Origin of the sequence: Rhodoplanes sp. Z2-YC6860, assembly GCF_001579845.1 — a bacterium.
Classification (GTDB): domain Bacteria; phylum Pseudomonadota; class Alphaproteobacteria; order Rhizobiales; family Xanthobacteraceae; genus Z2-YC6860.
The window spans coordinates 4,783,412-4,808,753 of sequence record NZ_CP007440.1; the positions used below are offsets into that span (position 1 = coordinate 4,783,412).

Consider the following 25,342-nt stretch of genomic DNA (forward strand, 5'->3'; position numbering starts at 1 on the left):
GCCTTGAGCGGACTGTGCAGCGCGACCGTCCTTGCCCTGAAAGGGGGAGGAATGAGGTGGGGGTCGGCGGGTTGCCCCATTCGGCGGCTTCGTGCAGAAGCACCGCCGATGACAACCGCCGACGCCCAAGACCCTCTCCAGGAGGCCCTGGCCCTGCACCGGCAAGGCAAGCACGACCTCGCCATGCAGCGCTATGTGGCGATCCTGCAGACCAACCCGAACAACGTGGACGCGCTCTATTACGTGGCGGTGCTGGCGCTCCAGGAAGGCCAGATCGACGAGGGCATCAAGGTGGTCAATCGGGCCCTCGCCCTCGGCGCGCCGCAGGCCCGGCTCTTCAACCTCCTCGGCCAAGCACATCTGCGCCAGAACAGGGACGACGACGCGCTCAAGGCCTTCAGCCGTGCCATCGAAACCGATGCAGGCTTCGCCGATGCCTATGGCAACCGCGGAACCCTTCTGGCCGAGATGAAGCGGCTGCCGGAAGCGTTGGCCGATTTCGACCGCGCCCTGGCACTGCGGCCCGACAACCCCGCCGACCTCTGCAACCGCGCCGGCGTCCTCTCGGACCTGGGCCGGCTCCACGAGGCGCTCGCGGGCTTCGACCGCGCGCTGACGCTGATGCCGCAACTTGCACCGGCCTTCTACAACCGCGCCGAGGTCAAGGTGAAGCTCGGCCTCTTCACCGATGCACTCGTCGACTACGACCGGGCGATCGCGCTGTTTCCCGACATGGCCGGCGCGCACTCCAACCGTGGCCTGACGCTCAAGGCCATGGGCCGGCTCGAGGAGGCGCGGGCGAGCATCGAACGCGCGCTTGCGATCGATCCGAACAACGTCGAGGCGATCGTCAATCGCGGCAATGTCTCCTATGAGCAGGGCCGGCTCGACGAAGCGATCGCCGACTACGAGCGCGCCTTGAAGCTGAAGCCGGATTTCACTCCGGCGAACCAAGCCCGGACCTTGGCTGAGCAAGGCAAGACGAAAAAATAGCGAGCCTGCGAACAGACGCGTTCGTCCAGGGCATGATCCCGAAAAGTGTGAAGCGGTTTTCGGAAAGGATCATGCCAAAACAGGACAAAGAGCGACGGGTCTGATTCAACGAAGTTGAATCAGACCCTAGCCCTTGCAGATGTTCTTGAGAGCGCGCCACTGCGCGTCCGACAGAATGGCGGGACCGGTGTTGGGGCGGTTCGCCTTCTTCATCGTCTCGAGGCGATCCTCCGAAAGCGGATGGCTGGCGAACATCGCGATCGCGCTGTTGCGCTGCTCGCCGGTGATGCGAAGCAGAAACTCGCCCATCGGCTGCGGCGAGCGGCCGAGCTTGTGCATCACGTCGATGGCAAAGTCGTCGGCGCCGCGCTCCGCCTCGCGCGAGTGCGATGCGTCGATCAATTCGCGGCTGACCATGATCACCACGCCGGCGCCGGTGACGTCGCCGAATAACAGCCCGAACAGGAACGACGTCCCGCCGGTTTGGATCAGGCGGCGCACGTTGTCACGATGCTTCACGTGTCCGAGCTCGTGGGCGATGACCGCCGCGATCTCGTCGGGGCTGTTCGCTTTTTGCAGGAGCCCATCGAGCAGGTAGACCCGGCCGCCGGGCAGCGCCATGGCATTGGCGGTGTCAGACGAGAGCACGTGGGCGTCGAGCGGCATGTCGAGTTCGCCGGCCGCCTTGATCTTCTCCACCATGGCGGCGAATGCCGCCTGCCCTTCGGCATTGGTGCAGATCTGGCCGCCCAGAGCGGCGCGAATCTGGCCGTCGGCCGCGTCACCGATGCGCTTCTCGAGCGAATACGGAACGAGCGGCGCCAACCGCTCGGCCGCCAAGGGAATGCCGTACATCGCAAGGCCCACGATCGAGCAAAAGGCCGCGAGCGACCAGAAGACGATCCGGAGCGTGTTGCTGCGGCCCGGCGCCGTGGCGTCGATGGCCACGCAGTGCGTGAGGATCGCGGCCCTGGTGGCTTCGTCGCTGATTTCCAAGCGCGCCAACGGCAGCGCCGTGATGCAAGCGAGCCGCATCACATTCGGCGGACCGTCGGCGCGGCGCACCTCGCCGAACGGCCAGATGTCGAGGATGCGGTCCTGCTCGACGATCTCGATGCCCCCGGCCATGCGCAATGTGACGGGGCGCTTGCGATTGGTCTTGCCGTCGAAATAGATCGCGGCCGGCGCGGTCGCCGCGCCGGCCGCCTGGTTTTCTTGAACCGAAAGAACGTCCATCAGAAGCCGCCCACATCGAGGCTGTCAGCCAGCCCCTCCCCGACCGCGCTGACCACCTGGCCCTGCTCGGCGACGTCCGCCGCGGCACCGAGATTGTGCACGGTCACCGACTGCGTCACGCGCTGCCACACGTCATGGATCAGATAGATGCGGGTCACTGTCCAGAACGCCAGAACGGCGGCGACGTAGGCAACCGCAAATGCGGCCATGTACGCCGGCTCCTGCACGAACCTCTGCACAAACTCGACGCTCGAAGACGAGTCACTCAGCCCGGCAAACGCCATGACAAACACGGCGCCAACAACGGCCGACACCGCGACCAAGATCAGCATACTCCAACCGATCACCTTCCAGTAGAGACCGATCAGCTGGCTGCTGCGCAGCTCCGATTCAAAGCTCACCTCGCCGAAGCGGATGCCAGAGGCCCACCAGCGCCATTCGATGGCCTTGTAGATGCCGTAGAAGAACGGCGCGGCGATCACGCAGGAAATGATCAGCGAGAACGTCACCATGTCTGCCGAATTGGCTGACAACGATAACGACATCGCCACCGTTCCAGCCGAAGCCAACACCCCGACCGCGACCCAACCGAGAACCCACAAGCCCCAGGCGCGTCGCAGGAGACCGCCGCCAGTCGCGACGAAGCCGCCGGCCAGGTTGCCATAGGCGGTGTGGCGCATCTTGTAGCGCTCGAGTACGGCCTGTCGCCACGGCAGCGCAAATCCGAGAGTGACCGCCGTGAGCAGCGTCCAAAGGCCAACGCGCCACGCGTAGCCCAGGCCCGAGCCGCCCATCGAGAAGCGCACGCCGCGCCACACTGTGCGGGTCAGCCGGTAGCGGCGCGCCCGATAGACCGCGAACTGGATGAACAAGTAGTAGAACAGCGCAAGCGGCGTGCTGGCGAAGGCCTGCAGGCGCTCGGCCTCGATGCCGAGCAGGAAGTAGGTGAGATAGAGCGGCACGAGGATTGCGAGCGCGAACAGGAAGCCGATCAGCAATTCCTTTGCTGTGCCGGTGTATTCCGGCGCATCGCCGTCGACCGAGGTGTGCGACCACAGATGCCGCCGCATATCCGTGGCGAGCCAGAAGCGATAGAAGCCGACCGTGACCAATTCGAGCAGCGCGCCACGCATGACGAGCCGGCGGTAGGCCGGCCGGCCGTTTTCGAACACGATGCGGCTCGTGGCCGGGGTCGGCTCCGGCGGCGCGACAGGGGGCGAAAAGACCGCAATGAGAACGTCATTCATGGAGATCAATCGCTTTTCTTGAGTGAATCATCGCGGACGAGAAATGGAACGGACCAAAAAGCCGGCCAGCCGGAACCCGGCCGCCGATACACCTTGCCATTTGGTCGATTGGGGCTCAGCCCGGGTTCAATTGGCCCCGGTTCAATCAGCGGATGACCGCCAGGCCCTGATCTTTGACCTGATAAACCCGCCGATCCATCAGATCGCGGGGGCCGCCGCTCGGTCGATTTGGGTCGTAGATCAGCGCGCAGGCGACATAATCGACCTTGGCGCCGCCCTCGCTGGTGAACTCGTCGAGCCAGCCGGTCGACATCAGCCGGCAGATCGGGGTGATGAAGTGGCGCAGCCACCGGCCGCCTTCGGTCACCACGCCGCCGACCAGCATGGTGGCCTGCGGTTCCTTCAGCCAGCGCACGACGCAAACGTCGCTGCTGGAGAGCCGCAACCGCACGTCGATCGCCGAGATGCCGGTCGAGGGCGTCGGATAGCTCTTGCAGAATTCGAGCTTCCAGTCGCTGTCGGCATAGTCGAAATAGGCCGGTGCCCGGTCCCAGAAGCGCTTGAGCCGAGCGCGTGTCACCGGCTCGCGCTGATCGCGCTCGAACATGTCGGGGACGATCGAATAGGGAAACCGTTGGAGCGCCCTGCCGTCACTGACGGTAAACAAACCATAGATGCTGGCGATCTTGCGTGTCGTTGCCGGCTGTGCGGCGTCGGCAACGGTGGACGCATCCGCGCCCTGCTCCAGTCCCGGCACATCCTTGGCCAGAGCGTCGAGCCCGTTCTCCTCGGCGGTCTTGATGGTGTAATCGAGAGCCGCGGCGTAGCCGAGCTGGAGGCTGGACGCCGGCATGACCCATTCCAGAACGGTCACGGCGTAAGTCGCCCAGGAAATGACCGCAATGCAGCCGACCGTGGCGGCAAATGCGACCGCAATCCGCGCTTTCATCGGCCAGAGCTCCCGTCCGAGAAACGCCTAGCAGAAACCGGTTAGCCGATGCTGAATACGGGCGGCTCGGGTTAACTCCGGAGCGCCGCCAACACCGCGGCTGCAGCGTCGAATTCCCTTCTCCGATAGGCGCGCCGATCGAGCGCCAGTTCGTCGCGACCCCAGAATTGCATATTCCAGTCCTCGTCGACATGGGCCGCGGTCCAGACCTCATCAGGCGAAAGCCTCCCCGCCGCAAGTGCGAGTGCGAGCAGCGCCGAGCCGGTCAGCGCCGTCACGACGTGAAGCGCACCAAGCCGCCACGCGCCCGCGATGCCTTCGCTTGATGAAATGATCGCTCGCGCCTTCGCAACTGACTCCGGCGGCTGCTCGACATGCATCACCCCCTCGGCCAGCACGAAGCGCGCGCCGAAGCTCTCGCGAGCCCAATCGAGCACCGGATCCCAATGCGTTTGCTGAAGGGCAACAAGCCCGTCGGGATCGGACGCGCGATAGAACAGCATGTCGGTGCCGAGATACTTTTCGATCTCGTCGGCGACCGGCTGCGGCGCCGCGGCCACACCATCGATGATCGAATTGGCGAGGCGGCTGAGCGGCATCGCGGCCGGATCGATCACCTTCTCCTGCGCCTGCCATTCGGCGGCGATCGCCTGCGCGAGGTCGTGCGCCGGCGCCGCGAGCGGCTTGCGTGCCGGCGAACGCACCGGGCGGCCGTCGAGCAACACCGCGTAGCCGCCCTCGCCTTCGCTCCTGTGTTCGCTCGCTGACGCATCGTTGTAGAAGCGCACGCGCAAGTTCGTGCGCATGCTGCGCCGCGCAGCTTCCATCGGATCGAGCGGCTGGTTCTCAAAAATGTCTTCGAAAATGTCACGCATCTGTTCAGCAGGGGTATGAGCGGATTCCGGTGCCGATGTTGTGATCGTCTTTGTGCGGCGCAGCAAGGCCATTCATCGGCGCGACACACGATAACGTCGCCATAAATGGAGTCTGCAAATCCGCTATTTCAAGGCGTTTGGCCTTGGTTGCACCGCCACATTATGGCGTTGCAGCGTGCGGCAGCGCCGCGCACCTTTGCGCCCATGCCAGTTATGTCCACCTGGGCGGTGGAATTCACTGTTTTTGTCTACTAAAATTCCAAACTGCAATGGAATCAGGCGGTACTAGGAACCGCCAACTGCCTTGGAATTGGTCCCTTCGAAGTTACGTCACGCGAGCTCCCGGGAATTCGCGAAACAACAAGGGCCGCGTGAACGAGGAAGTGATGAAGTCGACGAATATTGCGAACCCTGACTACTTCCACAAAGTGGTTGATTGTCAGTGGGCCTGCCCAGCACACACGCCTGTCCCCGAATACATCCGACTGATCGCAGAAGGCCGCTACAGCGACGCCTACATGATCAATTGGAAGTCCAACGTGTTTCCGGGAATTCTCGGACGCACCTGCGACAGACCGTGCGAGCCCGCGTGCCGCCGCGGCCGCGTCGAAGACAACCCCGTCGCGATCTGCCGGCTGAAGCGTGTTGCCGCCGACTACAAGGGCGACGACATCAAGCAGCGGATGCCCAAGCCCTCGCCGAAGAACGGCAAGCGCGTCGCGCTGATCGGCGGCGGACCGGCTTCGCTCGCCGTGGCGCGCGATCTCGCACCACTTGGATACCTCTGCACAGTGTTCGATCAGGACCCGCAGGCCGGCGGCATGATGCGAACGCAGATTCCAAAGTTCCGTCTGCCGAACAGCGTGATCGATGAGGAAACCGGCTACATCCTCGATCTCGGCATCGAGTTCAAAGGCGGCACGCGCATCGACAGCTTGAAGAAGCTGCTCGCGGAAAATTATGACGCGATCTTCGTCGGCTCCGGCGCGCCGCGCGGCCGCGAGCTCGATATCCCGGGCCGCAAGGAAGCCGCGAAGAACATCCACATCGGTATCGACTGGCTGTCGTCGGTGTCGTTCGGCCACACCGACAAGATCGGCAAGCGCGTCATCGTGCTCGGCGGCGGCAACACCGCGATGGACTGCTGCCGCACCGCGCGCCGCCTCGGCGGCGACGACGTGAAGGTGGTGGTGCGCTCCGGCTTCGAGGAGATGAAAGCCTCGCCGTGGGAAAAAGAAGACGCCATGCATGAGGACATTCCGATCCTCAACATGCTGGTGCCCAAGGCCTTCACCCACGACAACGGCAAGCTGACCGGCGTGACCTTCGAGAAGGTCAAAGCGGTCCGTGACGAGAAGGGCCGCCGCAAGCTGGTGCCCACGGGCGAGCCGGACCAGCATTTCGAGTGCGACGACGTGCTCGTCGCTGTCGGCCAGGAGAACGCCTTCCCCTGGATCGAGCGCGACATCGGCATCGAGTTCGACAAGTGGGACATGCCGAAGGTCGATCCGACGACGATGGCCTCGACCAACCCGAAGGTGTTCTTCGGCGGCGACGCGGCCTTCGGCCCGAAGAACATCATCTGGGCGGTTGCGCACGGCCACGACGCCGCGCTGTCGATCCACAAGTTCTGCTCCGGCGAGAACATCACCGAGCGCCCCCTGCCCGAGGTGACCATCTCGTCGCAGAAGATGGGCATCCACGAGTGGAGCTACGACAACGACATCTCGAACGACATGCGCTTCAAGGTGCCTCACCGCGAGAAGGTCATCGCGCTGAAGGACATCAAGGCCGAGGTCGAACTGGGCTTCGATCCGAAACTCGGCTTCGGCGAGGCGCAGCGCTGCCTGAACTGCGACGTGCAGACCGTGTTCACCTCGCAGCTCTGCATCGAATGCGATGCCTGCGTCGACATCTGCCCGATGGACTGCATCACCTTCACGCCGAATGCCGACGAGCCGGAGTTGCGCACGCATCTGCGCGCACCGTCCAACAACGCCACGCAGGACCTTTACGTCGCCGACGGCCTGAAGACCGGCCGGGTGATGGTGAAAGACGAGGACGTCTGCCTGCACTGCGGGCTTTGTGCCGAACGCTGCCCCACCGGAGCGTGGGACATGCAGAAGTATCTCATCGATATGACCCACGCGGGTAAGCCATGTCAGCCACAGCGCCGATCAGCAGCGTAAACGACTTCGTCGTCCGGTTCGCCAACGTCAACGGGTCCGGATCGGCAAGCGCCAACGAGATGTTCGCCCGTTCGATCATCCGGCACGGCGTGCCGGTGTCGCCGCGCAACATCTTCCCGTCCAACATCCAGGGCCTGCCGACCTGGTACGAGGTGCGCGTCACCGAGGACGGCCATCTCGGCGCCCGCGGCGGCGTCGACATGATGGTCGCGATGAACCCGCAGACCTGGGACAAGGATGTCGCCTCGATCGAGCCCGGCGGCTACCTGTTCTACGACTCGACCAAGCCGATGCCCGCCTCGAAGTTCCGCGAGGACATCACGGTGATTGGCGTGCCGCTCACCGCCATCACCAACTCGACCTACACCGATCCGCGCCAGCGGCAGCTGTTCAAGAACATCATCTATCTCGGGGCGCTGTCGGCGCTGCTCGACATGGATCCGAAGGTGATCGAACAGCTCATCGGCGAACAGTACAAGACGAAGGAGAAGCTGCTCTCCTCCAACGTCCATGCGCTGCATCTCGGCCGCGACTGGGCGCTGCAGAATCTGAAATGCCCGATCGGGCTCCGCGTACAGAAGGCCGACAAGGTCGGCGACCGCATCTTCGTCGAAGGCAACAATGCCGCTGCGCTCGGCGCAGTCTATGGCGGCGCCACGGTCTGCGCCTGGTATCCGATCACGCCGTCGTCGTCGCTCGCCGATGCCTTCACGAGTCACTGCAAACGGCTGCGCCACGATCCGGAGACCAAGAAGGCGAAGTACGCCATCGTCCAGGGCGAAGACGAGATCGCCTCCATCGGCATCGTGGTCGGCGCCGGCTGGAACGGCGCCCGCGCCTTCACGGCAACATCGGGCCCCGGCGTCTCACTGATGACCGAGTTCATCGGGCTGACGTACTTTGCCGAAATTCCTGCCGTGATCATGAACGTGCAGCGCGCCGGCCCCTCCACCGGCATGCCGACCCGCACCCAGCAGTGCGACGTGATCTCCTGCGCCTACGCCTCGCACGGCGACACCAAGCATCCGCTGCTCTTCCCCGAAGACCCGCACGAGGCCTTCGAGATGGCGGCGCAGTGCTTCGACCTCGCCGAACGGCTGCAGTCGACGGTCTTCCTGATGCTCGACCTCGACATCGGCATGAACCACCGGCTCTGCCGCCCGTTCAAATGGGACGAAAGCAAGCAATACGACCGCGGCAAGGTGATGACGGCCGCGATGCTCGACGAGGGGCGCGACTTCGGCCGCTATCTCGACGTCGACGGCGACGGCATCCCGTTCCGTACCTATCCGGGCACGCATCCGACCAAAGGCTCGTACTTCACCCGCGGCACGTCTCGCGACCGGTATGCGCGCTACTCCGAGGAAGGCGCGGTCTACCAGGACAACATGCAACGGCTGTTGCGGAAGTTCGAAACCGCGAAGGACCTCGTGCCCCGGCCGCTGCAGGCCAATGCGCAGAAGCCCACGAAATACGGCGTGATCTATTACGGCTCGACCTCACCTGCCATGGACGAGGCAGTCGGAATGCTCGAGGCGCGCGGCCACCAGCTCGACCGGTTGCGCATCCGCGCCTTCCCGTTCCACTCGAGCGTGGCGAGCTTCATCGCCGACCACGACTTCGTCTATGTGGTCGAGCAGAACCGCGATGCGCAGCTTCGCCAGCTCATCGTCAACGAGAACGGCATCGATCCGGTGCGCCTCGTGCCGATCCTGCACTACGACGGCACGCCGATCACCGCCCGCTTCATCGCCAAGGCGATCGGCGACCATCAGGACCAGCTCAAAGTTACTCCGCTGCGGAAAGTGGTGTCATGACCTACATCGCCAAGCCGAAATTCCATCATCGCGACCTGCCGAAGAACGAACTCGGCTACACCCACCGCGACTACGAAGGCAAGATATCGACGCTGTGCGCGGGCTGCGGCCACGACTCGATCACGGCCGCGATCATCGAGGCCTGCTTCGATCTTTCGATCGAGCCGCACCGGGTGGCCAAGATCTCCGGCATCGGCTGCTCGTCGAAGACGCCGGACTATTTCCTCGGCAACTCGCACGGCTTCAACACCGTGCACGGCCGCATGCCGTCGGTGCTCACCGGCGCCAACCTCGCCAACCGCGAGCTCATTTATCTGGGCGTGTCCGGCGATGGAGACAGCGCCTCGATCGGCTTCGGCCAGTTCGCCCACTCCATCCGCCGTGGCGTCAACATGACGTATATCGTCGAGAACAACGGCGTCTACGGCCTGACCAAAGGCCAGTTCTCGGCCACCGCCGACCGCGGCTCGAAGTCGAAGCGCGGTGTCACCAACTCCGACAACGCCATCGACATGGTCGCCATCGCGCTGCAACTCGGCGCGACCTACGTGGCGCGGAGCTTCTCCGGGGACAAGCACCAGCTCGTGCCGATCATCGAGGGCGCGATCCGCCATCAGGGCGCGGCTTTCATCGATGTAATCAGCCCCTGCATCGCCTTCAACAACCACACCGGCTCGACCAAGAGCTTCGATTATGTGCGCGAGCATAACGAGGCGGTGAACCGGCTCGACGTCATCACCGGCCGCGCGCCGATCAGCATCGATCAGGCGCCCGGCACGGTGCAGGTCGTCGAACAGCACGACGGCACGAAGCTCGCGCTGCGCAAGATCGACGCCGATTACGACGTGCATGACCGTCTGGCGGCGATGGCGTTCCTGCAGAAGCATGCCGCCAAGGGCCAGGTGGTCACCGGCCTGCTCTACGTTGACCCGGAGGCGGACGACCTGCACGCCAACCTGAACACGGTCGAGAAGGCTCTGAATACACTGGAGGCAAAGGACCTTTGCCCGGGCTCCTCGGCGCTGGAAAAGATCAACGCGAGCTTGCGCTAGCCGTCCCAGACGACTGGCACCGGAGCTCCGGTTGCGCGGAAGCGCCCGACCGCCGGTCGAGCCGTAGCGTCAGGCAGAAGGCCGAGCCGCCGCTGCGCAGGAATGCGCCGAGCGGCACGATCGCAACCCGATAGCCGCGCTCGGCGAGTTCCGCTCGCAGCCGCTCGCTGCAAGCCGACATCACCAGTGTGCCATCGAGGCACACGGCATTGGCGGCAAGCTTGCCGGCGTCGCCCTCACCGATTTCGATCCGCCAGTCTTTGCCCACCCGCTCGGCGATCGTCGCCCGGCCTGCCGCCGTGAACGCGCCGGGGACATAAAGCACCTCGCCGCCGGGCAGCGGACAGAGCGCGGTGTCCATGTGATAGAAGCGCGGATCGACGAGCTCGAGCGCGACCGCTTCGACGCCGAAAGTATCCCCCACCAGGCGCCGAGCCGCAGCATGCGAGCGCGGGCCGAAGCCCATCCAGAACAGATTGCGCGTGTGATCGAACACACAGTCGCCCGCGCCCTCCAGCACCATGCCGTCCGGCATGTCCTGGACGGCGTGAACCACACCGCGCGCTTTCAGCGCGTGAAACATCGCACGGAAGTGCGGCTCCTCGGCCTGGCGCTCAGGATGACGAAAGCGCGCAAGCAGTGCCTTGCCGTCGAGCACCACCGCCGCGTTCGCCGCGAACACCAGATCGGGCAGCCTCTCGACGGCGGGAACGAGCTCGATCGTCGCGCCGCGCGCGAGCAGCGCACCACGCAGGTCCGCCCATTGCCGCTGCGCCTGCTCCGCCAGCACGGTTTCGTGCCGCTGCCAATCCAGCGGATTCATCCAGGGATTGATCGCATAGAGCACGCCGAAATGCGTCGGCCTGCACATCAGAAAAAGCAGGCGTTGATTGTTCATGCTCCCCTCCTTCCCCTCTCGTGCCGTTCGCTCACGCGACCGCGGGCTCCCGGTGCCGCGCGACCTCGTCCAGCGTCTCTTCGAATACGTCGAGCGCACGGTCGATATCGGCGCGTTCGATGACGAGCGGCGGCGCGAGCCGCACCACCGTGCCGTGCGTGTCTTTCGACAGCACGCCCTTCGTCAGCATCCGCAGGCAGACCTCGCGGGCGCCGGCGTAAGCCGGGTCGATTTCGGCGCCGACCCAGAGTCCGCGGCCACGCACCGCCTTGAGCGCGGGACTTCGCATCGCGCGCAGGCGGGTCAGCATGAAGGCGCCGAGCACGCGGCTGCGCTCGACGAGCTTCTCGTCCTCGATGATATGCAGGGCCTCAAGGCCAACCGCCGCGGCGAGCGGATTGCCGCCAAAGGTCGATCCGTGGGAGCCAGGTGTGAACACATCCGTCAGCTCGCGCCGGCCGACCAGCGCGGAAACCGGCAGGATGCCGCCGCCCAGCGCCTTGCCGAGGATCAGGCCGTCGGGAACCACGTGCTCGTGCTCGAACGCAAACCAGGCACCGGTGCGGCCGAGCCCCGACTGTACCTCGTCGAGGATGAAGAGCACGCCGCGCTCATCGCACAGCCGGCGCACGCCCGCGAGATAGCCCTGCGGCGGCACGATGATGCCGGCCTCGCCCTGGATCGGCTCGATCATGACCGCGGCCGTGTCCGGGGTGATCGCGGCGGCCATCGCGGCAAGATCGCCGAACGGCACGGCGCGGAAGCCCGGCGCGAACGGGCCGAAATCCGCGCGATAATCGGCTTCGGTCGAGAAGCCGACAATGGTCGTGGTACGGCCGTGGAAGTTACCCTGCGCCACGACGATCTCGGCGCGATCGCGGGGGATACGCTTGACGCGGTAGCCCCAGCGGCGGGCGGCCTTGATCGCGGTCTCGACCGCTTCGGCGCCGGTGTTCATCGGTAAAGCCGCATCGAGCCCGGTGCGGCGGCAGAGCTCGGCCAGCAACAGACCGAGGCGGTCGTTGTAATAGGCGCGCGACGGCATTGCGAGGCGATGCGCCTGGGCTTCGAGGGCTGCGAGAATGCGCGGATGGCTATGGCCGTGGCTCGCGGCGGAGTAAGCGCTCATCATGTCGATGTAGCGCCGGCCGTTGACGTCCCACAGATGCGCGCCCTGGCCGCGCGCCAACACCACCGGCAATGGCTCGTAGTTGTGGGCCGCGTAGTGCTCCTCCAGCTCGATCGGCGTCATGGTCCTGGTCATGGCTCGCCTCATCATGTCAACTATAAGAATTTTATAGTGACGACCACGCCGTTCCGGCCGAAGTCGTCGCGCGCCGCGACCGTTTCGGCTGCGAATGACGGCCTGTGCAGCCGCAAATGCTGTGGCTTGAAAAAGAGCCGGCTCAGCTCTGTTTATCGCGCTGACCTGACGGCGAAAGCAGTGACATCGGATAGCCCGAGAAGGTGCACACCGAGCGGAGCGCGATATGGCTCGTGATCCGCCGCACGCCGAGATCGACGTCGTCGATCAGCTCGGTGGTCAGCTCTTCATAGCGGGCGACGTCGCTGCACACGAACCGCGCCAGATAGTCGAGATCGCCGCTCACCTCCCAGCACTCGACCACCTCTTCGATCGAACGCAGGCGCTTCTCCAGGCGGTCCTGGCGGCCGAGCTTCTCCAGCGCGATCTCGGCGAAGATCGTGACCGGCTTCGACAGCCGTTCGACCGCGATCACGGCGCGGTATCCGGCGATGATGCCGGCCGCTTCGAGCCGCCGCACCCGTTCGAGGCAGGGCCGCGGCGTCAGCCCGACCAATCCTGCGAGCTTCTGGACCGTCGAACGGCCGTCGCGCTGCAGGGTAGCCAGAATCTTGATGTCGATACGATCCAGTGCGGGCGGGCGGCGGATGGCCATGGCGTGCGCTCGGTTGGCAGCGCCAATGTATCAGATTCACCTGCGCGCTAGCGCAGCCAAGGCTTGGTCGCCACCGCCTCTTTCACCGCCTCCATGAAGCCTTCCGGCGGCGCCATCTTGATCGCAAGCGGCTTGCCGGTTTCGAGCAGGCTCTTCAGCCCCGACAGGATCGCTGGCCAGCCGGATTGGCCGCCGGCCAGGATCGATGGCGGAATATCCCACGAGTGCGCCTCTGTCATGGTCAGCTTCACAGCATCGCCGGCCGGCTCGATCTCGTAAGTGACGAGGCACTCGGGCAGTTCGCCGAAATCCTTCATGCCCTCCACCAGCCAGGTGCAGGCGAACCGCCGCGGCGGCGCCCATTCAATCACCTTGCCACTGATGTGAATGCGGCCATCCGGATAGCGAAACGCAAAGGCACCGCCGGTCCTTGGTTCAACCTCGATGGCGAAGCCGCCGAAATATTGCTTCGTGAACTCCGCGGACGTCAGTGCCGCCCAGACCTTCTCGGGCGTTGCCGCGATGTAAGTGACGTAGACGGTCTTGGGTTTCCAGTCTTTGGTCTGCAAGTTCTGCATGTCACAGCTTCCCCGGCCATTTCCGAGTTGCAACCAATGACTCGCCGGTTTCCAGCAGGCTCTTGAGGCTCGCGAGGATGGCCGGCCAGCCTTGCGATACCTTCTCGATCAGCTTCGAGTCCGGCGTGTCGCTCTCATGGGTCAGCGTGAGCTTCACCATGTCGCCTTGCTGCTCTAGCTCGTAGGTCAATCGCGAGACGCCGTCCGCACGCAACTCCGAGAGGAATTCGTTTTGCCACGTGAGCACCAGACGCTTATGCGGCTCGACCTCGATGATCTTGCCGGCGTCGGCGACACGGCCGTCCGGGATCATCAGTTTCCATGACGAGCCTGGCTTCCAGTCAGAGTCCTGCCAGGTTTCGCCCCAGTACTGCCTGGTGAACTCTGGCTCGATCAGGGCGCGCCAGAGCTTCTCCGCTGTGGTGCGGATATAGGTGACATAGACGAACTTCGGCTTGGCCATAGTCGCGCTGGTATCGTTCACGCCGACCTCCCCAGGGCTGCCTGACGCTGCGTGACGACATCGCTGAAAGAGGAGATCAGGCCGTTCCCGGTCTCCAGCAGGCTCTTCAAGCTCGACAGCACCTTCGGCCAGCCGCCGCTGATGCTCTCGAACACCTTGCTGCCCGCTTCGAATTCATCGTGGATGACGGTGAGCTGCACCTCGTTCTCGAACGGCACGAGCTCGAAGGTCACGCGCGAATGCGGTTCGTGGAGGACATGCTGGTATTGCGGATGCCAGGTGTACGAAAGCCGCCGCGGCGGATCGCATTCCAGCACGATGCCCTTGTCGAAGGGCGGCACGCCGTCCTTGTCGACCACGTAATGCGAGCCGACCTTCCAGTCCGAGGCAACCCGATAGCCGAACCAGTACTGCTCGGTCATCTTCGGATCGGTCAGCGCTTGCCAGACCTTTTCGATGGGCGCGGCGATGTAGATCACATAGACGAATTTCGGCTTGCCGTTCTCGATCCGCGTTGTGGCGATCGTTCTGGACGCGGTCGTCCTTGCGTCGGGCTTACTCATCACCTGCCTCCAATGCCTTCTTCAGCTCGCCCAGCGCGTCGAGGCGCGAGCGTTCGAACTTGCCGATCCAGCGGTCCGCGATCTCGTGGATCGGCACCGGGTTGAGGTAGTGCAGCTTCTCGCGGCCGCGCCGCACCGTGGCGACGAGATTGGCCGCTTCGAGGATGGCGAGATGCTTGCTCACCGCCTGCCGCGTCATGGCAAGCCGCGAGCAGAGTTCGCCGAGAGTCTGGCCGTTCTCCGCGCGAAGCCGATCGAGCAGCTCTCTCCTGCTCGCGTCGGCCAGCGCTTTGAAGACCTCATCCATGAACACAATATGCAACCAAATAGTTGCATGTCAAGTTAATAGAAAGACCGCTCCGGATAAGTCCGGGACGGTCGAACTCACGCGGCTGTCATTCCGGACGCTGCGAAGCAGCGATCCGGAATCCAGTTCCGAAGGGATTTCGATGTGTCTGGATTCCGGGTTCGCGCCTTCGGCGCGCCCCGGAATGACTGCGGCGGGTTCAGCGCATCAATTCGCGCATTGTTGATCGCGCGGATTGTTGCCGATGGCGGCTAATCCTCAGGCGCGTCGACGATCGGGTCGTAGCGCTTGGCGTCGAAGCCCAGCAGATTCCAGGACTGCTGCATATGCGGAGGCAATGGCGCGGTGACGTCGATCACTCCTCCGCGCGGATGCGGAATTGCAATACGCCGGGCCAGTAGATGCAGCTTGTTCTGCATGCCGCCGGGAAACTCGTAATTCTCGATGCGGAAATACTTCTCGTCGCCAATGATCGGATGGCCGATGTGCTCCATGTGCGCACGAAGCTGATGGGTGCGGCCGGTCACGGGCTTGAGCGACAACCAGGCGAGTTTCTGCGCCGCGGTCTCGACCACGGCGTAGTACGTGACCGCGTGGCTCGCGTTGTCCTCGCCGTGGCGCGCGATGCGCATCATGCTCTCGTCTTCGCGCTCCTCCTTGGCGAGGAACGTGGAGACCCGGCCCTGGCGCGGCCGCGGCACGCCCGCCACCAGCGCCCAGTAGATCTTGCGCGCCGAGCGCGAGCGGAAGTTCTTGGCAAGCGCTGCGGCCGCAAAGCGCGACTTGGCGACGAGCAGGCAGCCCGATGTGTCCTTGTCGAGCCGATGCACGAGCCGCGGCCGCTGGCCATCCTTCGATGTCATGCTGCCGAGCATGCCGTCGATATGGCGGTAAGTGCCGGAGCCGCCCTGCACGCTCAGGCCCATGGGCTTGTTCAGCACCATCACGTCGTCGTCCTCGAACAGCGTGATGGATTTGAGGAAGGCGCGGTCTTTGCTGTCGGCCGAGGCGTTGTCGCGCGGCTTGGGCGGCTCGACCTTGAGCGGCGGCACGCGGATCGCATAGCCCTTCTGGATGCGGTCCTTGGGCTCGGCGCGCTTGCCGTTCACCCGCACCTCGCCTTTGCGAATAATGCGCTGGATATGGCTGAACGACAGGCCTGGAAAGCGCGCCTCGAAGAAGCGGTCGAGCCGCATGCCGTCCTCGTCGCCCGAGACGTGGACGGTCTGGACACCCTTGCCGGGGCTGGCTTTGGCGGGTTTCGCCTCAACGTCGTTCATGGTTTGGCTTAGGGCGGTTTCGGGACTTCGTCCAGCGAACGGATACGCCGCAACTGCGGGAAAAGAAACAACCAAAGCGCCACCACTAGGAACACCCCGGCCCCGCCGAGCACGGCCGCAAACGGCGCCCCGACGGCAGCTGCCACCGCGCCGGCCCGGAAATCGCCAAGATAGTTGGAGGTGCCGGTGAACATGCCGTTCACGGCGCTGACCCGGCCGCGCATCTCGGTTGGTGTCCGAAGCTGAACCAGCGAGAAACGGATCACCACGCTGACCGCATCGGCAGCGCCGAGCACCGCCAGCGCCGCAAGCGACAGGACCAGATGGGTCGACAGGCCAAACAGGATGGTGAACAGCCCGAACACCGAAATCACGGTGAACAGCACCCGGCCGATGGGAAGGGTCAGCGGCCGGCGGGCCAGCACGATCGACATTGCGAGCGCGCCGGCCGCGGGCGCGGTGCGCAGGAGGCCCAGCCCCTCCGGCCCGGCCTTCAGAATGTCGCGGGCGAAGATCGGATAGAGCGTGCCGAGACCCGCGAGGAACACCGCGCACATGTCGAGCGCGATGGTGCCGAAGATCACCGGATCGCGCAGCACGTACCGAAAGCCGCTGAAGGCTGAACGGAGCGTCAACGGATCGGCCGAGCACGGCGGACGCTCCATTTTGATCATGCCGATGAAGCACACCCCGACCGCCCAGAGCGCGATCGCGGTGCCGTAGACCGCGGCGGGGCCAAAGGCATAGATCGAGCCGCCGAGCACCGGGCCGATGATCTGGCCAGCCTGGTTGGCCGAGGTGAACCAGGCGGTCGCAGCCGGCACCAGCGGCCGCGGCACCAGCGCCGGGATGATCGCGACCATGGTCGGGATTTCGAAGGCGCGCGCGGCGCCAACCAGCACCACCACCGCATAGATCGACCACGGGCTGAGCCAGCCCATCGCCGAGCCCAGCGCGAGGAAGCCTGCCGCGATCGCCTCGCCGATCTGGCAGACCAGAAGGATGACGCGATAGTCGTGACGGTCGGCGACGTGGCCAACGATCAAGGTCAGCAGCAGCATCGGCACGAACTGGGCGACACCGAGGAGGCCTAGATCGAGCGCGCTGTTGGTGATGGCGTACAACTGCCAACCGATTGCCACCATCAGCATCTGAAACGACAGGATCGAGACGATCCGGCCGACCCAGTAGAACGCGAAGGCACGATGGCCGAAGACCGACGCCGCGACGGATGGCGCCGCGGCGGTCATGAGTTGATCACAAGAAGGAAATAAAGCGGCGGTGCGCTCCCTCTCCCGTGGGGAGAGGGTTGGGGTGAGGGCGTTCGCACTATCGAAAGACCGTACCCCCTCACCCGCCGAGCTTCGCTCGGCGACCTCTCCCCATGGGAGAGGTGAAAACAGAGCGCGCGGCCCCTTACGGGCAGCGCTTCAGATCTTCCGGCTTGCCGCGGTTCCAGGTGATCTTCATGCGATCGCCGGTCACATCCAACGTCACCGGCACGTCGCCCTTGTTCCAGCAATGCGCCTGCACATAGACCGCCTTGGTCTTGTACATTTTGCCGATGCTGCAATAGCCGTCGTACCACCACAGCGATTTGTCGGTGGCGACCAGCGCCGTTGAGTCCGGCGTCTCGCCGCCGCGGGCGCTGCAGACCTCGGGCTTCGTCGCCCAGCGCCCGACGAACGCTTCGGACGCGAATGCCATCGGCGTAATCATAGATCCCATGGTCGCCGCGCCAACTGCGCAGCTGACAAGCCACAAACACTTCATTGCAATTTTCAGCCCTTGCGTTTGGCAATAGATTTAAGCCTATCGGAGCGTTTCTAAACGCTTTGGTAGGCCTTCATGCAACACCACGATACCGCAAAAAAGTTTTGCTCACCGATGAATTTTTCTATGGCCGACCACCGCGCTCCTTGCGAAGTTTCGCCCAGTATTCCAGCCGCTTCCTGATCTCACGCTCGAAGCCGCGTTCCGGCGGATCATAGAATTGCTGTCGCTCCATTTCCTCCGGGAAGTAATCCTGGCCGGAGAACGCTTCTTCCTGTTCATGGTCGTAGGCATAGCCGCGGCCGTAGCCTTCGTCTTTCATCAGCCGCGTCGGCGCGTTGAGGATGTGCTTGGGCGGAAGCAACGAGCCGTTGTCCCTGGCGCTGCGCTTGGCCGCGCCGAAGGCCACGTAAGCAGCGTTGGATTTCGGCGCGGTCGCGACGTAAATCACGGCCTGGGCGATGGCGAGCTCGCCTTCAGGCGACCCCAGGAAATCGTAAGCGTCTTTCGCCGCGTTGGCGATCACCAAGGCCTGAGGATCGGCGAGGCCGATGTCCTCGATCGCCATGCGCACGATCCGTCGCGCGAGATAGAGCGGGTCCTCGCCCGCATCGAGCATGCGCGAGAGATAATAGAGCGCGGCGTCAGGATCGGAGCCGCGCACCGACTTGTGCAGCGCCGAGATCAGGTTGTAGTGGCCATCCTGCTTCTTGTCGTAGATCGGCGCGCGGCGTTGCACGATCTGCTGCAGCGCGACGCTGTCGAAAATCTCGCCAGGCCGCGCGGCGCGCCAGACCTCTTCGACGAGTGTCAGGGAGGCGCGGCCGTCGCCGTCGGCCATGCGAGCGAGCGAAAGGCGCGCCTCGGCGTCGAGCGGAAGTTGCTTGGCTTCAAGCTCTTCGGCGCGCGCCAGAAGCTTCTCAATCGCATCGGGGCCGAGCGACTTGAACACCAGCACGCGGGCACGCGACAGCATCGGTGCGATCAATTCGAACGATGGATTTTCGGTGGTGGCGCCGACCAGCACGATGGTGCCGTCCTCCATCACCGGGAGGAAACTGTCCTGCTGGGCGCGGTTGAAGCGATGGATCTCGTCGACGAACAGGAGCGTCCCCTGCCCGGTTTCCCGCCGCGCTCTCGCCTCATCGAACACCTTCTTGAGATCGGCGACGCCGGAAAAAATCGCCGAGATCTGCACAAAGGTGAGGCTGGTCTCATTCGCCAGAAGCCGTGCCACCGTGGTCTTGCCGGTGCCTGGCGGCCCCCAGAAGATCAGCGAACCGAGCGAGTTGCTTTCCAGCATGCGCGTCAGCGCGCCGTCGGGACCCAGCAGCTGGTCCTGGCCGACGACATCGGCAAGCTTTTGCGGGCGGAGCTTGTCGGCGAGCGGACGCGGCGCGTCGTTGTCGAGGCCAGCCGCGGCGAACAGGCTTGGACCGTCGCCGCGTTTGGCGCGCGTCGCCATCGTCTATCCGCCGAACACGGCAGAGATCTGCTGACCGCCGCGCTGAATGACGACACGCCAGACGCGGGCGCCGGCCTCGGCGACCTTCTCCAGATCGCGGGTCTTGGCGATCTTGGCGTTGTTCACCGACAGCACCACGTCGCCGCGCTGGAAGCCGAAGTTCTGCGCCAGCGTGCCCTCACCCACTTCGAGCACCGCGACGCCCTCGCTGGAGCTTTCGAGCTGCAGTTCATCGGCGAGCGCCGGCGAAAGGTTGGCGACCTTCGCGCCGGTGAACGGTGAACGCGCCTTGATCACGATCTCATCACGCGCCGTCTCCGGCGCAGTCTCGAGCGCAACGGCGATCTTGATTTCGCGGCCGCCGCGAACGATGCCGAGCGGCACGCTGCCGCCGAGCGAATGCGTGACAAAGCGGTAGTTGAAGGCGTTAGGATCATCGACCGGCTGATCGCCGACCGCAACGATGACGTCGCCGGGCTTGAGGCCGGCGCGCGCGGCGGGGCTGCTGGCGGTGACGTTGGTGATCACAGCGCCAGCCGGACGCTTAAGGTCGAACTCGCGCGACAACTCGGGCGTCACGGCCTGGAGATTAGCGCCAAGCCATGGCCGCTTCACGGTCCCGCCGAGCTTGGCCGAGGCCACCACCACCCGCACCATGTTGGCTGGAATCGCAAAGCCGATGCCTTGCGAGCCGCCGGAGCGCGAGAAGATCGCCGTGTTGATGCCGACCATGCGACCGGCCATGTCGACCAGCGCGCCGCCTGAATTGCCCGGATTGATCGCAGCGTCGGTCTGGATGAAGAACTGATAGTCGGAGATGCCGACCTGCGTTCGCGCCACGCCCGACACAATGCCGTGCGTCACGGTCTGGCCCACGCCGAACGGATTGCCGACGGCGAGCACCACGTCGCCGACCTGAAGCTCATCGGAGTTGCTGAACTCCATGACTGGGAAGCGCTCCTTGCCGTCCTTCACGCGCAACACCGCAAGATCGGTGCGCGGGTCCTTCAACACCACGTCGACCTGAAACTCGCGCTTGTCGGCGAGCGAGATCTTCACCTGGTCGGCGCCGTCGATGACGTGGTTGTTGGTGACGACGAGGCCGCCGGCATCGACGATGACGCCGGAACCAAGCGAGCGCTGCTCCTGCCGGCCGCCGAACGGACCTCCCCCGCCGAAGAAACGGCGGAAGAACGGATCGTCCATCAGCGGGTTGCGGTTCTCGACCGTCTTTGCCGCCGATACGGTCACGACCGCAGGCGTCACCCGCTGCACGATCGGCGCATACGACATCCGCAGCGCCTCGGGCGACGGCGGCACCACGCGCTGCTGGGCCGAGACGGGCTCAACCGCCAGCAGGCTGATGCCGGCCAGCGCACAAACAAAGCTCAAGCGTAGGGTCATGATTGCCGTGTCCGTTGCGGAACCCGAGATATAGGCCCCTCGAAGCGGCAAATGAAGGGCGGAACAGCCGGTCAATCCCAGCCGTCCCGCCCCTCCGAATCCGCTTAATCCTTGGCCGGGACGGTTCGCAGATAGGCAATAACCGCGTCGAGGTCGGCGTCGGTCATCTTGGCGTAATACTGGAAGCCCATCGGGCCCTTGAGCGGCGTGCCGTCCTTCCGCTTGCCCTGCGTGATCGCGGTCTTGATCTCGGCGTCGGTCCAGTCACCGAGGCCCGCGGTCTTGCTGGACGTGATGTTGCGCGACTTCGAGATGCCCCACGGGCCCGGGAAATCGCGGCCACCTTTGCCGAGCGAGTCAGCGAAATCGGCACCGCCGCCGCCCTGCTTGAACGGCGTATGGCACTCCATGCAGTGACCGATGGTGGCGAGGTAACGGCCCTTCTTCAGCTTGTCGTTGAGATCAGCCTGCGAATAGGCCTTCTCGGCGCCCGGGTAGACGTGGTGCGGAAGCGCGATCTTGTAGACCGGGTCAGCCACCTTGTTCTTGATCGGCGCGAGCGTTCGCAGATAGGCGACGATTGCGTTGAGGTCCTCGGGCGTCAGGATCGGATAGAACGCCGTCGGCATCACTTCGGCGACCTGGATGCCGTGATGGTCCTTGCCGGTGAGCAGCAGCGTCTTGATCTCGGCGTCGGTCCAATTGCCGAGGCCGGTCTCCTTGTCGGAGGTGATGTTCGGCGCAGTCACATCGAACGGCGGCTCGTTGAAGCGCAAGCCTCCGGAGAAATCCTTGCCGGCGACAGCCGCGGGCGGTCCCTTCGGCGAATGGCAGTTGGCGCAGGTCATGATGGTGTTGACGAGATAGCTGCCGCGCTCGACGGCGGATTGGGCAGCGGTGTGACTCGAAAGCGCAGCGGTCAAGGCAAACGCCAGGGTCCAGCGGATCATCAATTTCTCCTTGTTCGGCCGGAGGCAAAAAACGCGGATGGGGAATCCGCGGCAAAAATTCCCGATTTGAATCGGTTCAATCTTACCGCCGCGCCGGGACAGCGCAATCGGCTCCCACATCTTGCCCAGGACACAATTGACGCAGCGTTACCTGGCTCACACTACTTGGCGCCCGCCCCTGATAAAATCCGCACCATCCCGGCATATTTCGCGCGCTTGGCATGGGCCAGCGGCGTCGCACCATCGCGGTCGGCGACGTTGACGTTGGCGCCGGCGGCCACCAGAAGCCGTACGATCTCGGTGTGCGTGGCGCCCCCATCACCGAGAATCACGGCCTCCAGCAGAGCGGTCCAGCCGAGGTTGTTGACGTGGTCCTTGTCGATCGCTGTGGAGAGCAGAATCTTCACCGTCTCGACATGACCGTGATGCGCGGCCGGGATCAGCGCCGTGCCGCCATAGCGATTGGTGTCCTTGAGGTTGGCGCCAGCCGCAAGCGTGAGCTTCAGGATATCGTTGCGGCCTTCTGCGCCCGCATAGAGAAACGGCGTGTCCTGGATGAAGTCCTTGGCGTTGACGTCGGCGCCCTCCTGAATGAGGAAGCGCGCGACTTCGACGCGATTGCGGTGGGTGGCCGCAAGCAGTGCCGTCCGGCCGCGCTGGTCACGGGCGTCGATCCGTGCGCCGTCGGCAAGCAGACCGCGGACCGCCGCCAGTTCATCACGCTCGGCGGCAGCGATCATATCGCGCTCCTTGTCTTTGCCCTGCTGCGCGAAACCCGGCATCACCGACACCAAAAGCAAAAGGGCGGCCAAGGCCGCCCTTTTCATATGTCCCGCAGTCATCACGACGACTTACGCGGCGGTGGCGGTTTCCTCGACCGAGCGTGCCGTCACCGGCCCCGAATCGAGGCCCTTGGCCGACTCATCGCGATCGACGAACTCGATCACCGCGACGGCGGCGTTGTCGCCGTGACGGAACCCAGCCTTCATGATCCGGCAGTAGCCGCCATTGCGCTCCTTGTAGCGCGGGCCGAGCACGTCGAAGAGCTTCTTGACCATCGCGACATCGCGGACCTGCGAGATCGCCTGGCGGCGGGCATGCAGGCCGCCGCGCTTGCCGAGTGTGATGAGCTTCTCGACCACCGGCCGCAGTTCCTTCGCCTTCGGCAAGGTGGTGGTGATCTGCTCGTGCTTGATCAGCGCAGCCGCCATGTTGGCGAACATCGCCTTGCGATGTTCAGGCTTGCGGCCGAGCTTGCGGTGAGCGTTTCCGTGACGCATCGCCTGTGTTTCCTTCGCTTACAAAAACAAAATCATGCCCGGCGCTCGGCCGGGCATGACGTTGCGGTGTTAGTAATGATCCTCGAAGCGCTTGGCGAGCTCTTCGATGTTCTCGGGCGGCCAGCCAGGCACTTCCATGCCAAGGTGCAGGCCCATCTGTGCCAGCACTTCCTTGATCTCGTTGAGCGACTTGCGGCCGAAATTCGGCGTGCGCAGCATCTCGGCTTCGGTCTTCTGAACGAGGTCGCCGATGTAGACGATGTTGTCGTTCTTGAGACAGTTCGCCGAACGAACGCTGAGCTCGAGCTCGTCGACCTTCTTGAGGAACGCCGGGTTGAAGGCGAGGTCCGGAATGGATTCCTGGGCCTGCTCCTTGCGGGGCTCCTCGAAGTTGACGAACACGTTGAGCTGGTCCTGCAGGATGCGCGCCGCGTAAGCGAGCGCATCCTCGGGGCCGACCGCGCCGTTGGTTTCGATCGTCATGGTCAGCTTGTCGTAGTCGAGTATCTGGCCCTCACGGGTGTTCTCGACCTTGTAGGAGACCTTGCGGACCGGCGAGAACAGGCTGTCGACCGGAATGAGCCCGATCGGCGCGTCCTCGGGACGGTTACGCTCGGCGGGCACATAGCCCTTGCCGGTGTTGACCGTGAACTCCATGCGGATCTCGGCGCCCTCGTCGAGGGTGCAGAGCACGAGCTCGGGGTTGAGGACGACGATGTCACCGACCGTCTGGATGTCGCCAGCCGTCACGGTGCCCGGGCCGGACTTCTTGACCACCATGCGCTTGGGGCCATCGCCCTGCATCTTGATGGCGATGTCCTTGATGTTGAGCACGATGTCAGTGACGTCCTCGCGGACGCCAGCGATCGACGAGAACTCGTGCAACACGCCGTCGATGTGCACCGACTGCACAGCCGCGCCCTGCAGCGACGAGAGCAGAATGCGCCGCAACGCGTTGCCGAGCGTCACGCCGAAACCGCGCTCGAGCGGCTCGGCGATAACCGTCGCGGTCTTCTTCGCGTCGGAGCCCGCCGAAACCTGGAGCTTGTTCGGCTTGATCAGTTCCTGCCAGTTCTTCTGGATCACGTTCACACCCATCGTATTGAGTGGCGCGCTCTTTTGCGCACCCCACTCCGCCCCGTGGGAATTGTCGGCGGCAGCCTGCCCGTCCGCAGGCCGGACATAAGTATCGCTCATACGCGCCGACGCTTTCTCGGCCGGCAGCCGTTGTGCGGGATCGGCGTGACGTCGCGGATCGAGGTCACTGTGAAGCCCGCGGCCTGCAGCGCGCGCAGCGCCGACTCGCGGCCCGAACCCGGACCCGCGACTTCGACCTCGAGCTGGCGCATGCCATGCTCGGCGGCCTTCTTGGCGGCGTCTTCCGCAGCCATCTGAGCCGCATAGGGCGTCGACTTGCGCGAGCCCTTGAAACCCATGGTGCCAGCCGACGACCAGGCAATGGCGTTGCCCTGGGCATCGGTGATGGTGATCATGGTGTTGTTGAACGACGCGTTGACGTGCGCGACGCCCGAGGCGATGTTCTTGCGCTCGCGCCTGCGGACGCGTCCTGCAGGAGTAGCTTCCTTAGCCATTGATGATCCTTTCGCGGCCGCGCATGCATGCCGGCCGATAAAAATGCTGTTTGAGCGTTACGCCGTCTTCTTCTTGCCGGCGATGGCCTTGGCCGGCCCCTTGCGGGTGCGGGCGTTGGTGTGGGTGCGCTGACCGCGGACCGGCAGGCCCTTACGGTGACGCAGACCACGGTAGCAGCCGAGATCCATCAGCCGCTTGATATTGACGGCAACCTCACGCCGCAGATCGCCCTCGACCATATAGTCACGGTCGATCACTTCACGGATCTGAAGCACTTCCTGATCGGTCAACTGCGATACCCGGCGGTCTTCCGGGATATGCACCTTCTCCATGATGTCCTTGGCGTTCTTCTGTCCGATGCCGTGGATATACTGGAGCGCGATCAGGACGCGCTTGTTCGTCGGAATATTCACGCCTGCAATTCGGGCCACGACTTCACTCCTGTTGCGGCAGGCCGCTGTGCGCCTTGCCGTCTCTACCTGTTTCGACGCGCCGGAAGACCGTCGAAAAC

25 protein-coding genes and 1 pseudogene are annotated in these 25,342 nt (G+C 64.4%); 4 read left to right on the forward strand and 22 right to left on the reverse strand.

Going from position 1 to position 25,342, the window contains the following annotated elements; translation table 11 throughout:
• Positions 1-108: 108 nt before the first annotated feature.
• Complete coding sequence (locus tag RHPLAN_RS22290) at positions 109-993, forward strand: tetratricopeptide repeat protein (RefSeq protein ID WP_068022095.1); 885 nt, start codon at positions 109-111, stop codon at positions 991-993.
• A 126-nt stretch (positions 994-1,119) separates the two neighbouring features.
• On the opposite strand, the gene RHPLAN_RS22295 is transcribed toward RHPLAN_RS22290, so the two are convergent.
• From RHPLAN_RS22295 to RHPLAN_RS22310, 4 genes are all read right to left on the reverse strand, one after another.
• Positions 1,120-2,229 carry a M48 family metallopeptidase gene (locus RHPLAN_RS22295; protein WP_068022097.1) on the reverse strand — a complete coding sequence of 370 codons (1,110 nt, stop codon included), beginning with the start codon at positions 2,227-2,229 and terminating at the stop codon, positions 1,120-1,122.
• The gene (locus tag RHPLAN_RS22300) at positions 2,229-3,476 is read right to left on the reverse strand and encodes a DUF898 family protein (RefSeq protein WP_068022099.1); all 1,248 of its coding nucleotides are present in this window, start codon (positions 3,474-3,476) and stop codon (positions 2,229-2,231) included. Before RHPLAN_RS22300 ends, RHPLAN_RS22295 begins: the two co-directional genes overlap by 1 nt.
• Before the next feature lie 145 nt (positions 3,477-3,621).
• Positions 3,622-4,425 carry a hypothetical protein gene (locus RHPLAN_RS22305; protein WP_068022103.1) on the reverse strand — a complete coding sequence of 268 codons (804 nt, stop codon included), beginning with the start codon at positions 4,423-4,425 and terminating at the stop codon, positions 3,622-3,624.
• Positions 4,426-4,496: 71 nt separating this feature from the next.
• Positions 4,497-5,300 (reverse strand): ATP12 family chaperone protein, encoded by an 804-nt coding sequence (locus RHPLAN_RS22310; RefSeq protein ID WP_068022106.1) that lies wholly within the window; start codon positions 5,298-5,300, stop codon positions 4,497-4,499.
• Between the two features lie 386 nt (positions 5,301-5,686).
• Between RHPLAN_RS22310 and RHPLAN_RS22315 the strand changes: the two genes are divergently transcribed.
• From RHPLAN_RS22315 to RHPLAN_RS22325, 3 genes are read left to right on the forward strand one after another with little or no spacing between them, the layout of a single operon-like run.
• On the forward strand, positions 5,687-7,489 hold the full coding sequence (locus RHPLAN_RS22315) for an FAD-dependent oxidoreductase (RefSeq protein WP_068031665.1): 1,803 nt from the start codon (positions 5,687-5,689) through the stop codon (positions 7,487-7,489).
• Positions 7,459-9,306 (forward strand): 2-oxoacid:acceptor oxidoreductase subunit alpha, encoded by a 1,848-nt coding sequence (locus RHPLAN_RS22320; protein ID WP_068022110.1) that lies wholly within the window; start codon positions 7,459-7,461, stop codon positions 9,304-9,306. The genes RHPLAN_RS22315 and RHPLAN_RS22320 overlap by 31 nt, the downstream gene beginning before the upstream one ends.
• The gene (locus RHPLAN_RS22325; protein WP_068022115.1) at positions 9,303-10,358 is read left to right on the forward strand and encodes a 2-oxoacid:ferredoxin oxidoreductase subunit beta; all 1,056 of its coding nucleotides are present in this window, start codon (positions 9,303-9,305) and stop codon (positions 10,356-10,358) included. Before RHPLAN_RS22320 ends, RHPLAN_RS22325 begins: the two co-directional genes overlap by 4 nt.
• Here the strand turns inward: RHPLAN_RS22325 and RHPLAN_RS22330 are convergent.
• From RHPLAN_RS22330 to rpsM, 18 genes and pseudogenes are all read right to left on the reverse strand, one after another.
• Positions 10,339-11,256 (reverse strand): dimethylarginine dimethylaminohydrolase family protein, encoded by a 918-nt coding sequence (locus RHPLAN_RS22330; protein ID WP_084245333.1) that lies wholly within the window; start codon positions 11,254-11,256, stop codon positions 10,339-10,341. The genes RHPLAN_RS22325 and RHPLAN_RS22330 overlap by 20 nt on opposite strands.
• A gap of 31 nt (positions 11,257-11,287) precedes the next feature.
• Positions 11,288-12,520: an ornithine--oxo-acid transaminase gene (gene rocD / locus RHPLAN_RS22335; protein ID WP_157100417.1), complete on the reverse strand. Its 1,233-nt coding sequence runs from the start codon at positions 12,518-12,520 to the stop codon at positions 11,288-11,290.
• A gap of 142 nt (positions 12,521-12,662) precedes the next feature.
• Positions 12,663-13,175, reverse strand: coding sequence for an Lrp/AsnC family transcriptional regulator (locus tag RHPLAN_RS22340; RefSeq protein WP_198164444.1), 513 nt, complete (start codon positions 13,173-13,175; stop codon positions 12,663-12,665).
• A gap of 47 nt (positions 13,176-13,222) precedes the next feature.
• Entirely contained in the window at positions 13,223-13,744 is a 522-nt protein-coding gene (locus RHPLAN_RS22345) for an SRPBCC family protein (protein WP_442971834.1), read from the reverse strand.
• Positions 13,745-13,754: 10 nt separating this feature from the next.
• Positions 13,755-14,237: an SRPBCC family protein gene (locus RHPLAN_RS22350; RefSeq protein WP_335341019.1), complete on the reverse strand. Its 483-nt coding sequence runs from the start codon at positions 14,235-14,237 to the stop codon at positions 13,755-13,757.
• On the reverse strand, positions 14,234-14,779 hold the full coding sequence (locus RHPLAN_RS22355) for an SRPBCC family protein (RefSeq protein ID WP_084245335.1): 546 nt from the start codon (positions 14,777-14,779) through the stop codon (positions 14,234-14,236). The genes RHPLAN_RS22350 and RHPLAN_RS22355 overlap by 4 nt, the downstream gene beginning before the upstream one ends.
• On the reverse strand, positions 14,772-15,086 hold the full coding sequence (locus tag RHPLAN_RS22360) for an ArsR/SmtB family transcription factor (RefSeq protein ID WP_068022123.1): 315 nt from the start codon (positions 15,084-15,086) through the stop codon (positions 14,772-14,774). The genes RHPLAN_RS22355 and RHPLAN_RS22360 overlap by 8 nt, the downstream gene beginning before the upstream one ends.
• Before the next feature lie 251 nt (positions 15,087-15,337).
• Positions 15,338-16,480: pseudogene (locus RHPLAN_RS22365) on the reverse strand (RluA family pseudouridine synthase); the annotation flags it as partial.
• Positions 16,375-17,616: an MFS transporter gene (locus RHPLAN_RS22370; RefSeq protein ID WP_068022126.1), complete on the reverse strand. Its 1,242-nt coding sequence runs from the start codon at positions 17,614-17,616 to the stop codon at positions 16,375-16,377. The gene RHPLAN_RS22370 and the pseudogene RHPLAN_RS22365, both read right to left, overlap by 106 nt.
• A gap of 166 nt (positions 17,617-17,782) precedes the next feature.
• A complete protein-coding gene (locus RHPLAN_RS22375; RefSeq protein ID WP_157100418.1) occupies positions 17,783-18,073 on the reverse strand; it encodes a hypothetical protein in 291 nt (96 codons plus the stop codon).
• 190 nt (positions 18,074-18,263) lie between these two features.
• Positions 18,264-19,604 carry a replication-associated recombination protein A gene (locus RHPLAN_RS22380; RefSeq protein WP_068022135.1) on the reverse strand — a complete coding sequence of 447 codons (1,341 nt, stop codon included), beginning with the start codon at positions 19,602-19,604 and terminating at the stop codon, positions 18,264-18,266.
• Positions 19,605-19,607: 3 nt separating this feature from the next.
• Positions 19,608-21,008, reverse strand: coding sequence for a Do family serine endopeptidase (locus RHPLAN_RS22385; RefSeq protein WP_068022137.1), 1,401 nt, complete (start codon positions 21,006-21,008; stop codon positions 19,608-19,610).
• A gap of 104 nt (positions 21,009-21,112) precedes the next feature.
• Positions 21,113-21,958, reverse strand: coding sequence for a c-type cytochrome (locus tag RHPLAN_RS22390; RefSeq protein ID WP_068031671.1), 846 nt, complete (start codon positions 21,956-21,958; stop codon positions 21,113-21,115).
• Between the two features lie 161 nt (positions 21,959-22,119).
• Positions 22,120-22,785 carry an ankyrin repeat domain-containing protein gene (locus RHPLAN_RS22395; protein WP_068022139.1) on the reverse strand — a complete coding sequence of 222 codons (666 nt, stop codon included), beginning with the start codon at positions 22,783-22,785 and terminating at the stop codon, positions 22,120-22,122.
• Between the two features lie 24 nt (positions 22,786-22,809).
• The gene (gene rplQ / locus RHPLAN_RS22400; protein WP_068022141.1) at positions 22,810-23,238 is read right to left on the reverse strand and encodes a 50S ribosomal protein L17; all 429 of its coding nucleotides are present in this window, start codon (positions 23,236-23,238) and stop codon (positions 22,810-22,812) included.
• A 69-nt stretch (positions 23,239-23,307) separates the two neighbouring features.
• Entirely contained in the window at positions 23,308-24,336 is a 1,029-nt protein-coding gene (locus RHPLAN_RS22405; protein WP_068022144.1) for a DNA-directed RNA polymerase subunit alpha, read from the reverse strand.
• A gap of 95 nt (positions 24,337-24,431) precedes the next feature.
• On the reverse strand, positions 24,432-24,830 hold the full coding sequence (rpsK, locus tag RHPLAN_RS22410; RefSeq protein ID WP_068022147.1) for a 30S ribosomal protein S11: 399 nt from the start codon (positions 24,828-24,830) through the stop codon (positions 24,432-24,434).
• A gap of 57 nt (positions 24,831-24,887) precedes the next feature.
• Positions 24,888-25,262, reverse strand: coding sequence for a 30S ribosomal protein S13 (gene rpsM, locus RHPLAN_RS22415; protein ID WP_068022149.1), 375 nt, complete (start codon positions 25,260-25,262; stop codon positions 24,888-24,890).
• Positions 25,263-25,342 lie beyond the last annotated feature (80 nt).

Bases quoted from the DNA above. Each gene is read 5' to 3' on its own strand.
- RHPLAN_RS22385 (WP_068022137.1), bottom strand. From the start codon at position 21,008: ATGACCCTACGCTTGAGCTTTGTTTGTGCGCTGGCCGGCATCAGCCTG.
- rplQ (WP_068022141.1), bottom strand. From the start codon at position 23,238: ATGCGTCACGGAAACGCTCACCGCAAGCTCGGCCGCAAGCCTGAACAT.
- RHPLAN_RS22295 (WP_068022097.1), bottom strand. From the start codon at position 2,229: ATGGACGTTCTTTCGGTTCAAGAAAACCAGGCGGCCGGCGCGGCGACC.
- RHPLAN_RS22310 (WP_068022106.1), bottom strand. From the start codon at position 5,300: ATGCGTGACATTTTCGAAGACATTTTTGAGAACCAGCCGCTCGATCCG.
- RHPLAN_RS22320 (WP_068022110.1), top strand. From the start codon at position 7,459: ATGTCAGCCACAGCGCCGATCAGCAGCGTAAACGACTTCGTCGTCCGG.
- RHPLAN_RS22375 (WP_157100418.1), bottom strand. From the start codon at position 18,073: ATGGCATTCGCGTCCGAAGCGTTCGTCGGGCGCTGGGCGACGAAGCCC.
- RHPLAN_RS22330 (WP_084245333.1), bottom strand. From the start codon at position 11,256: ATGAACAATCAACGCCTGCTTTTTCTGATGTGCAGGCCGACGCATTTC.
- RHPLAN_RS22370 (WP_068022126.1), bottom strand. From the start codon at position 17,616: ATGACCGCCGCGGCGCCATCCGTCGCGGCGTCGGTCTTCGGCCATCGT.
- RHPLAN_RS22300 (WP_068022099.1), bottom strand. From the start codon at position 3,476: ATGAATGACGTTCTCATTGCGGTCTTTTCGCCCCCTGTCGCGCCGCCG.
- RHPLAN_RS22315 (WP_068031665.1), top strand. From the start codon at position 5,687: ATGAAGTCGACGAATATTGCGAACCCTGACTACTTCCACAAAGTGGTT.
- RHPLAN_RS22325 (WP_068022115.1), top strand. From the start codon at position 9,303: ATGACCTACATCGCCAAGCCGAAATTCCATCATCGCGACCTGCCGAAG.
- rpsK (WP_068022147.1), bottom strand. From the start codon at position 24,830: ATGGCTAAGGAAGCTACTCCTGCAGGACGCGTCCGCAGGCGCGAGCGC.
- rocD (WP_157100417.1), bottom strand. From the start codon at position 12,520: ATGACCAGGACCATGACGCCGATCGAGCTGGAGGAGCACTACGCGGCC.
- RHPLAN_RS22390 (WP_068031671.1), bottom strand. From the start codon at position 21,958: ATGATCCGCTGGACCCTGGCGTTTGCCTTGACCGCTGCGCTTTCGAGT.
- RHPLAN_RS22355 (WP_084245335.1), bottom strand. From the start codon at position 14,779: ATGAGTAAGCCCGACGCAAGGACGACCGCGTCCAGAACGATCGCCACA.
- RHPLAN_RS22405 (WP_068022144.1), bottom strand. From the start codon at position 24,336: ATGGGTGTGAACGTGATCCAGAAGAACTGGCAGGAACTGATCAAGCCG.
- RHPLAN_RS22305 (WP_068022103.1), bottom strand. From the start codon at position 4,425: ATGAAAGCGCGGATTGCGGTCGCATTTGCCGCCACGGTCGGCTGCATT.
- RHPLAN_RS22360 (WP_068022123.1), bottom strand. From the start codon at position 15,086: ATGGATGAGGTCTTCAAAGCGCTGGCCGACGCGAGCAGGAGAGAGCTG.
- RHPLAN_RS22395 (WP_068022139.1), bottom strand. From the start codon at position 22,785: ATGAAAAGGGCGGCCTTGGCCGCCCTTTTGCTTTTGGTGTCGGTGATG.
- RHPLAN_RS22380 (WP_068022135.1), bottom strand. From the start codon at position 19,604: ATGGCGACGCGCGCCAAACGCGGCGACGGTCCAAGCCTGTTCGCCGCG.
- RHPLAN_RS22290 (WP_068022095.1), top strand. From the start codon at position 109: ATGACAACCGCCGACGCCCAAGACCCTCTCCAGGAGGCCCTGGCCCTG.
- RHPLAN_RS22340 (WP_198164444.1), bottom strand. From the start codon at position 13,175: ATGGCCATCCGCCGCCCGCCCGCACTGGATCGTATCGACATCAAGATT.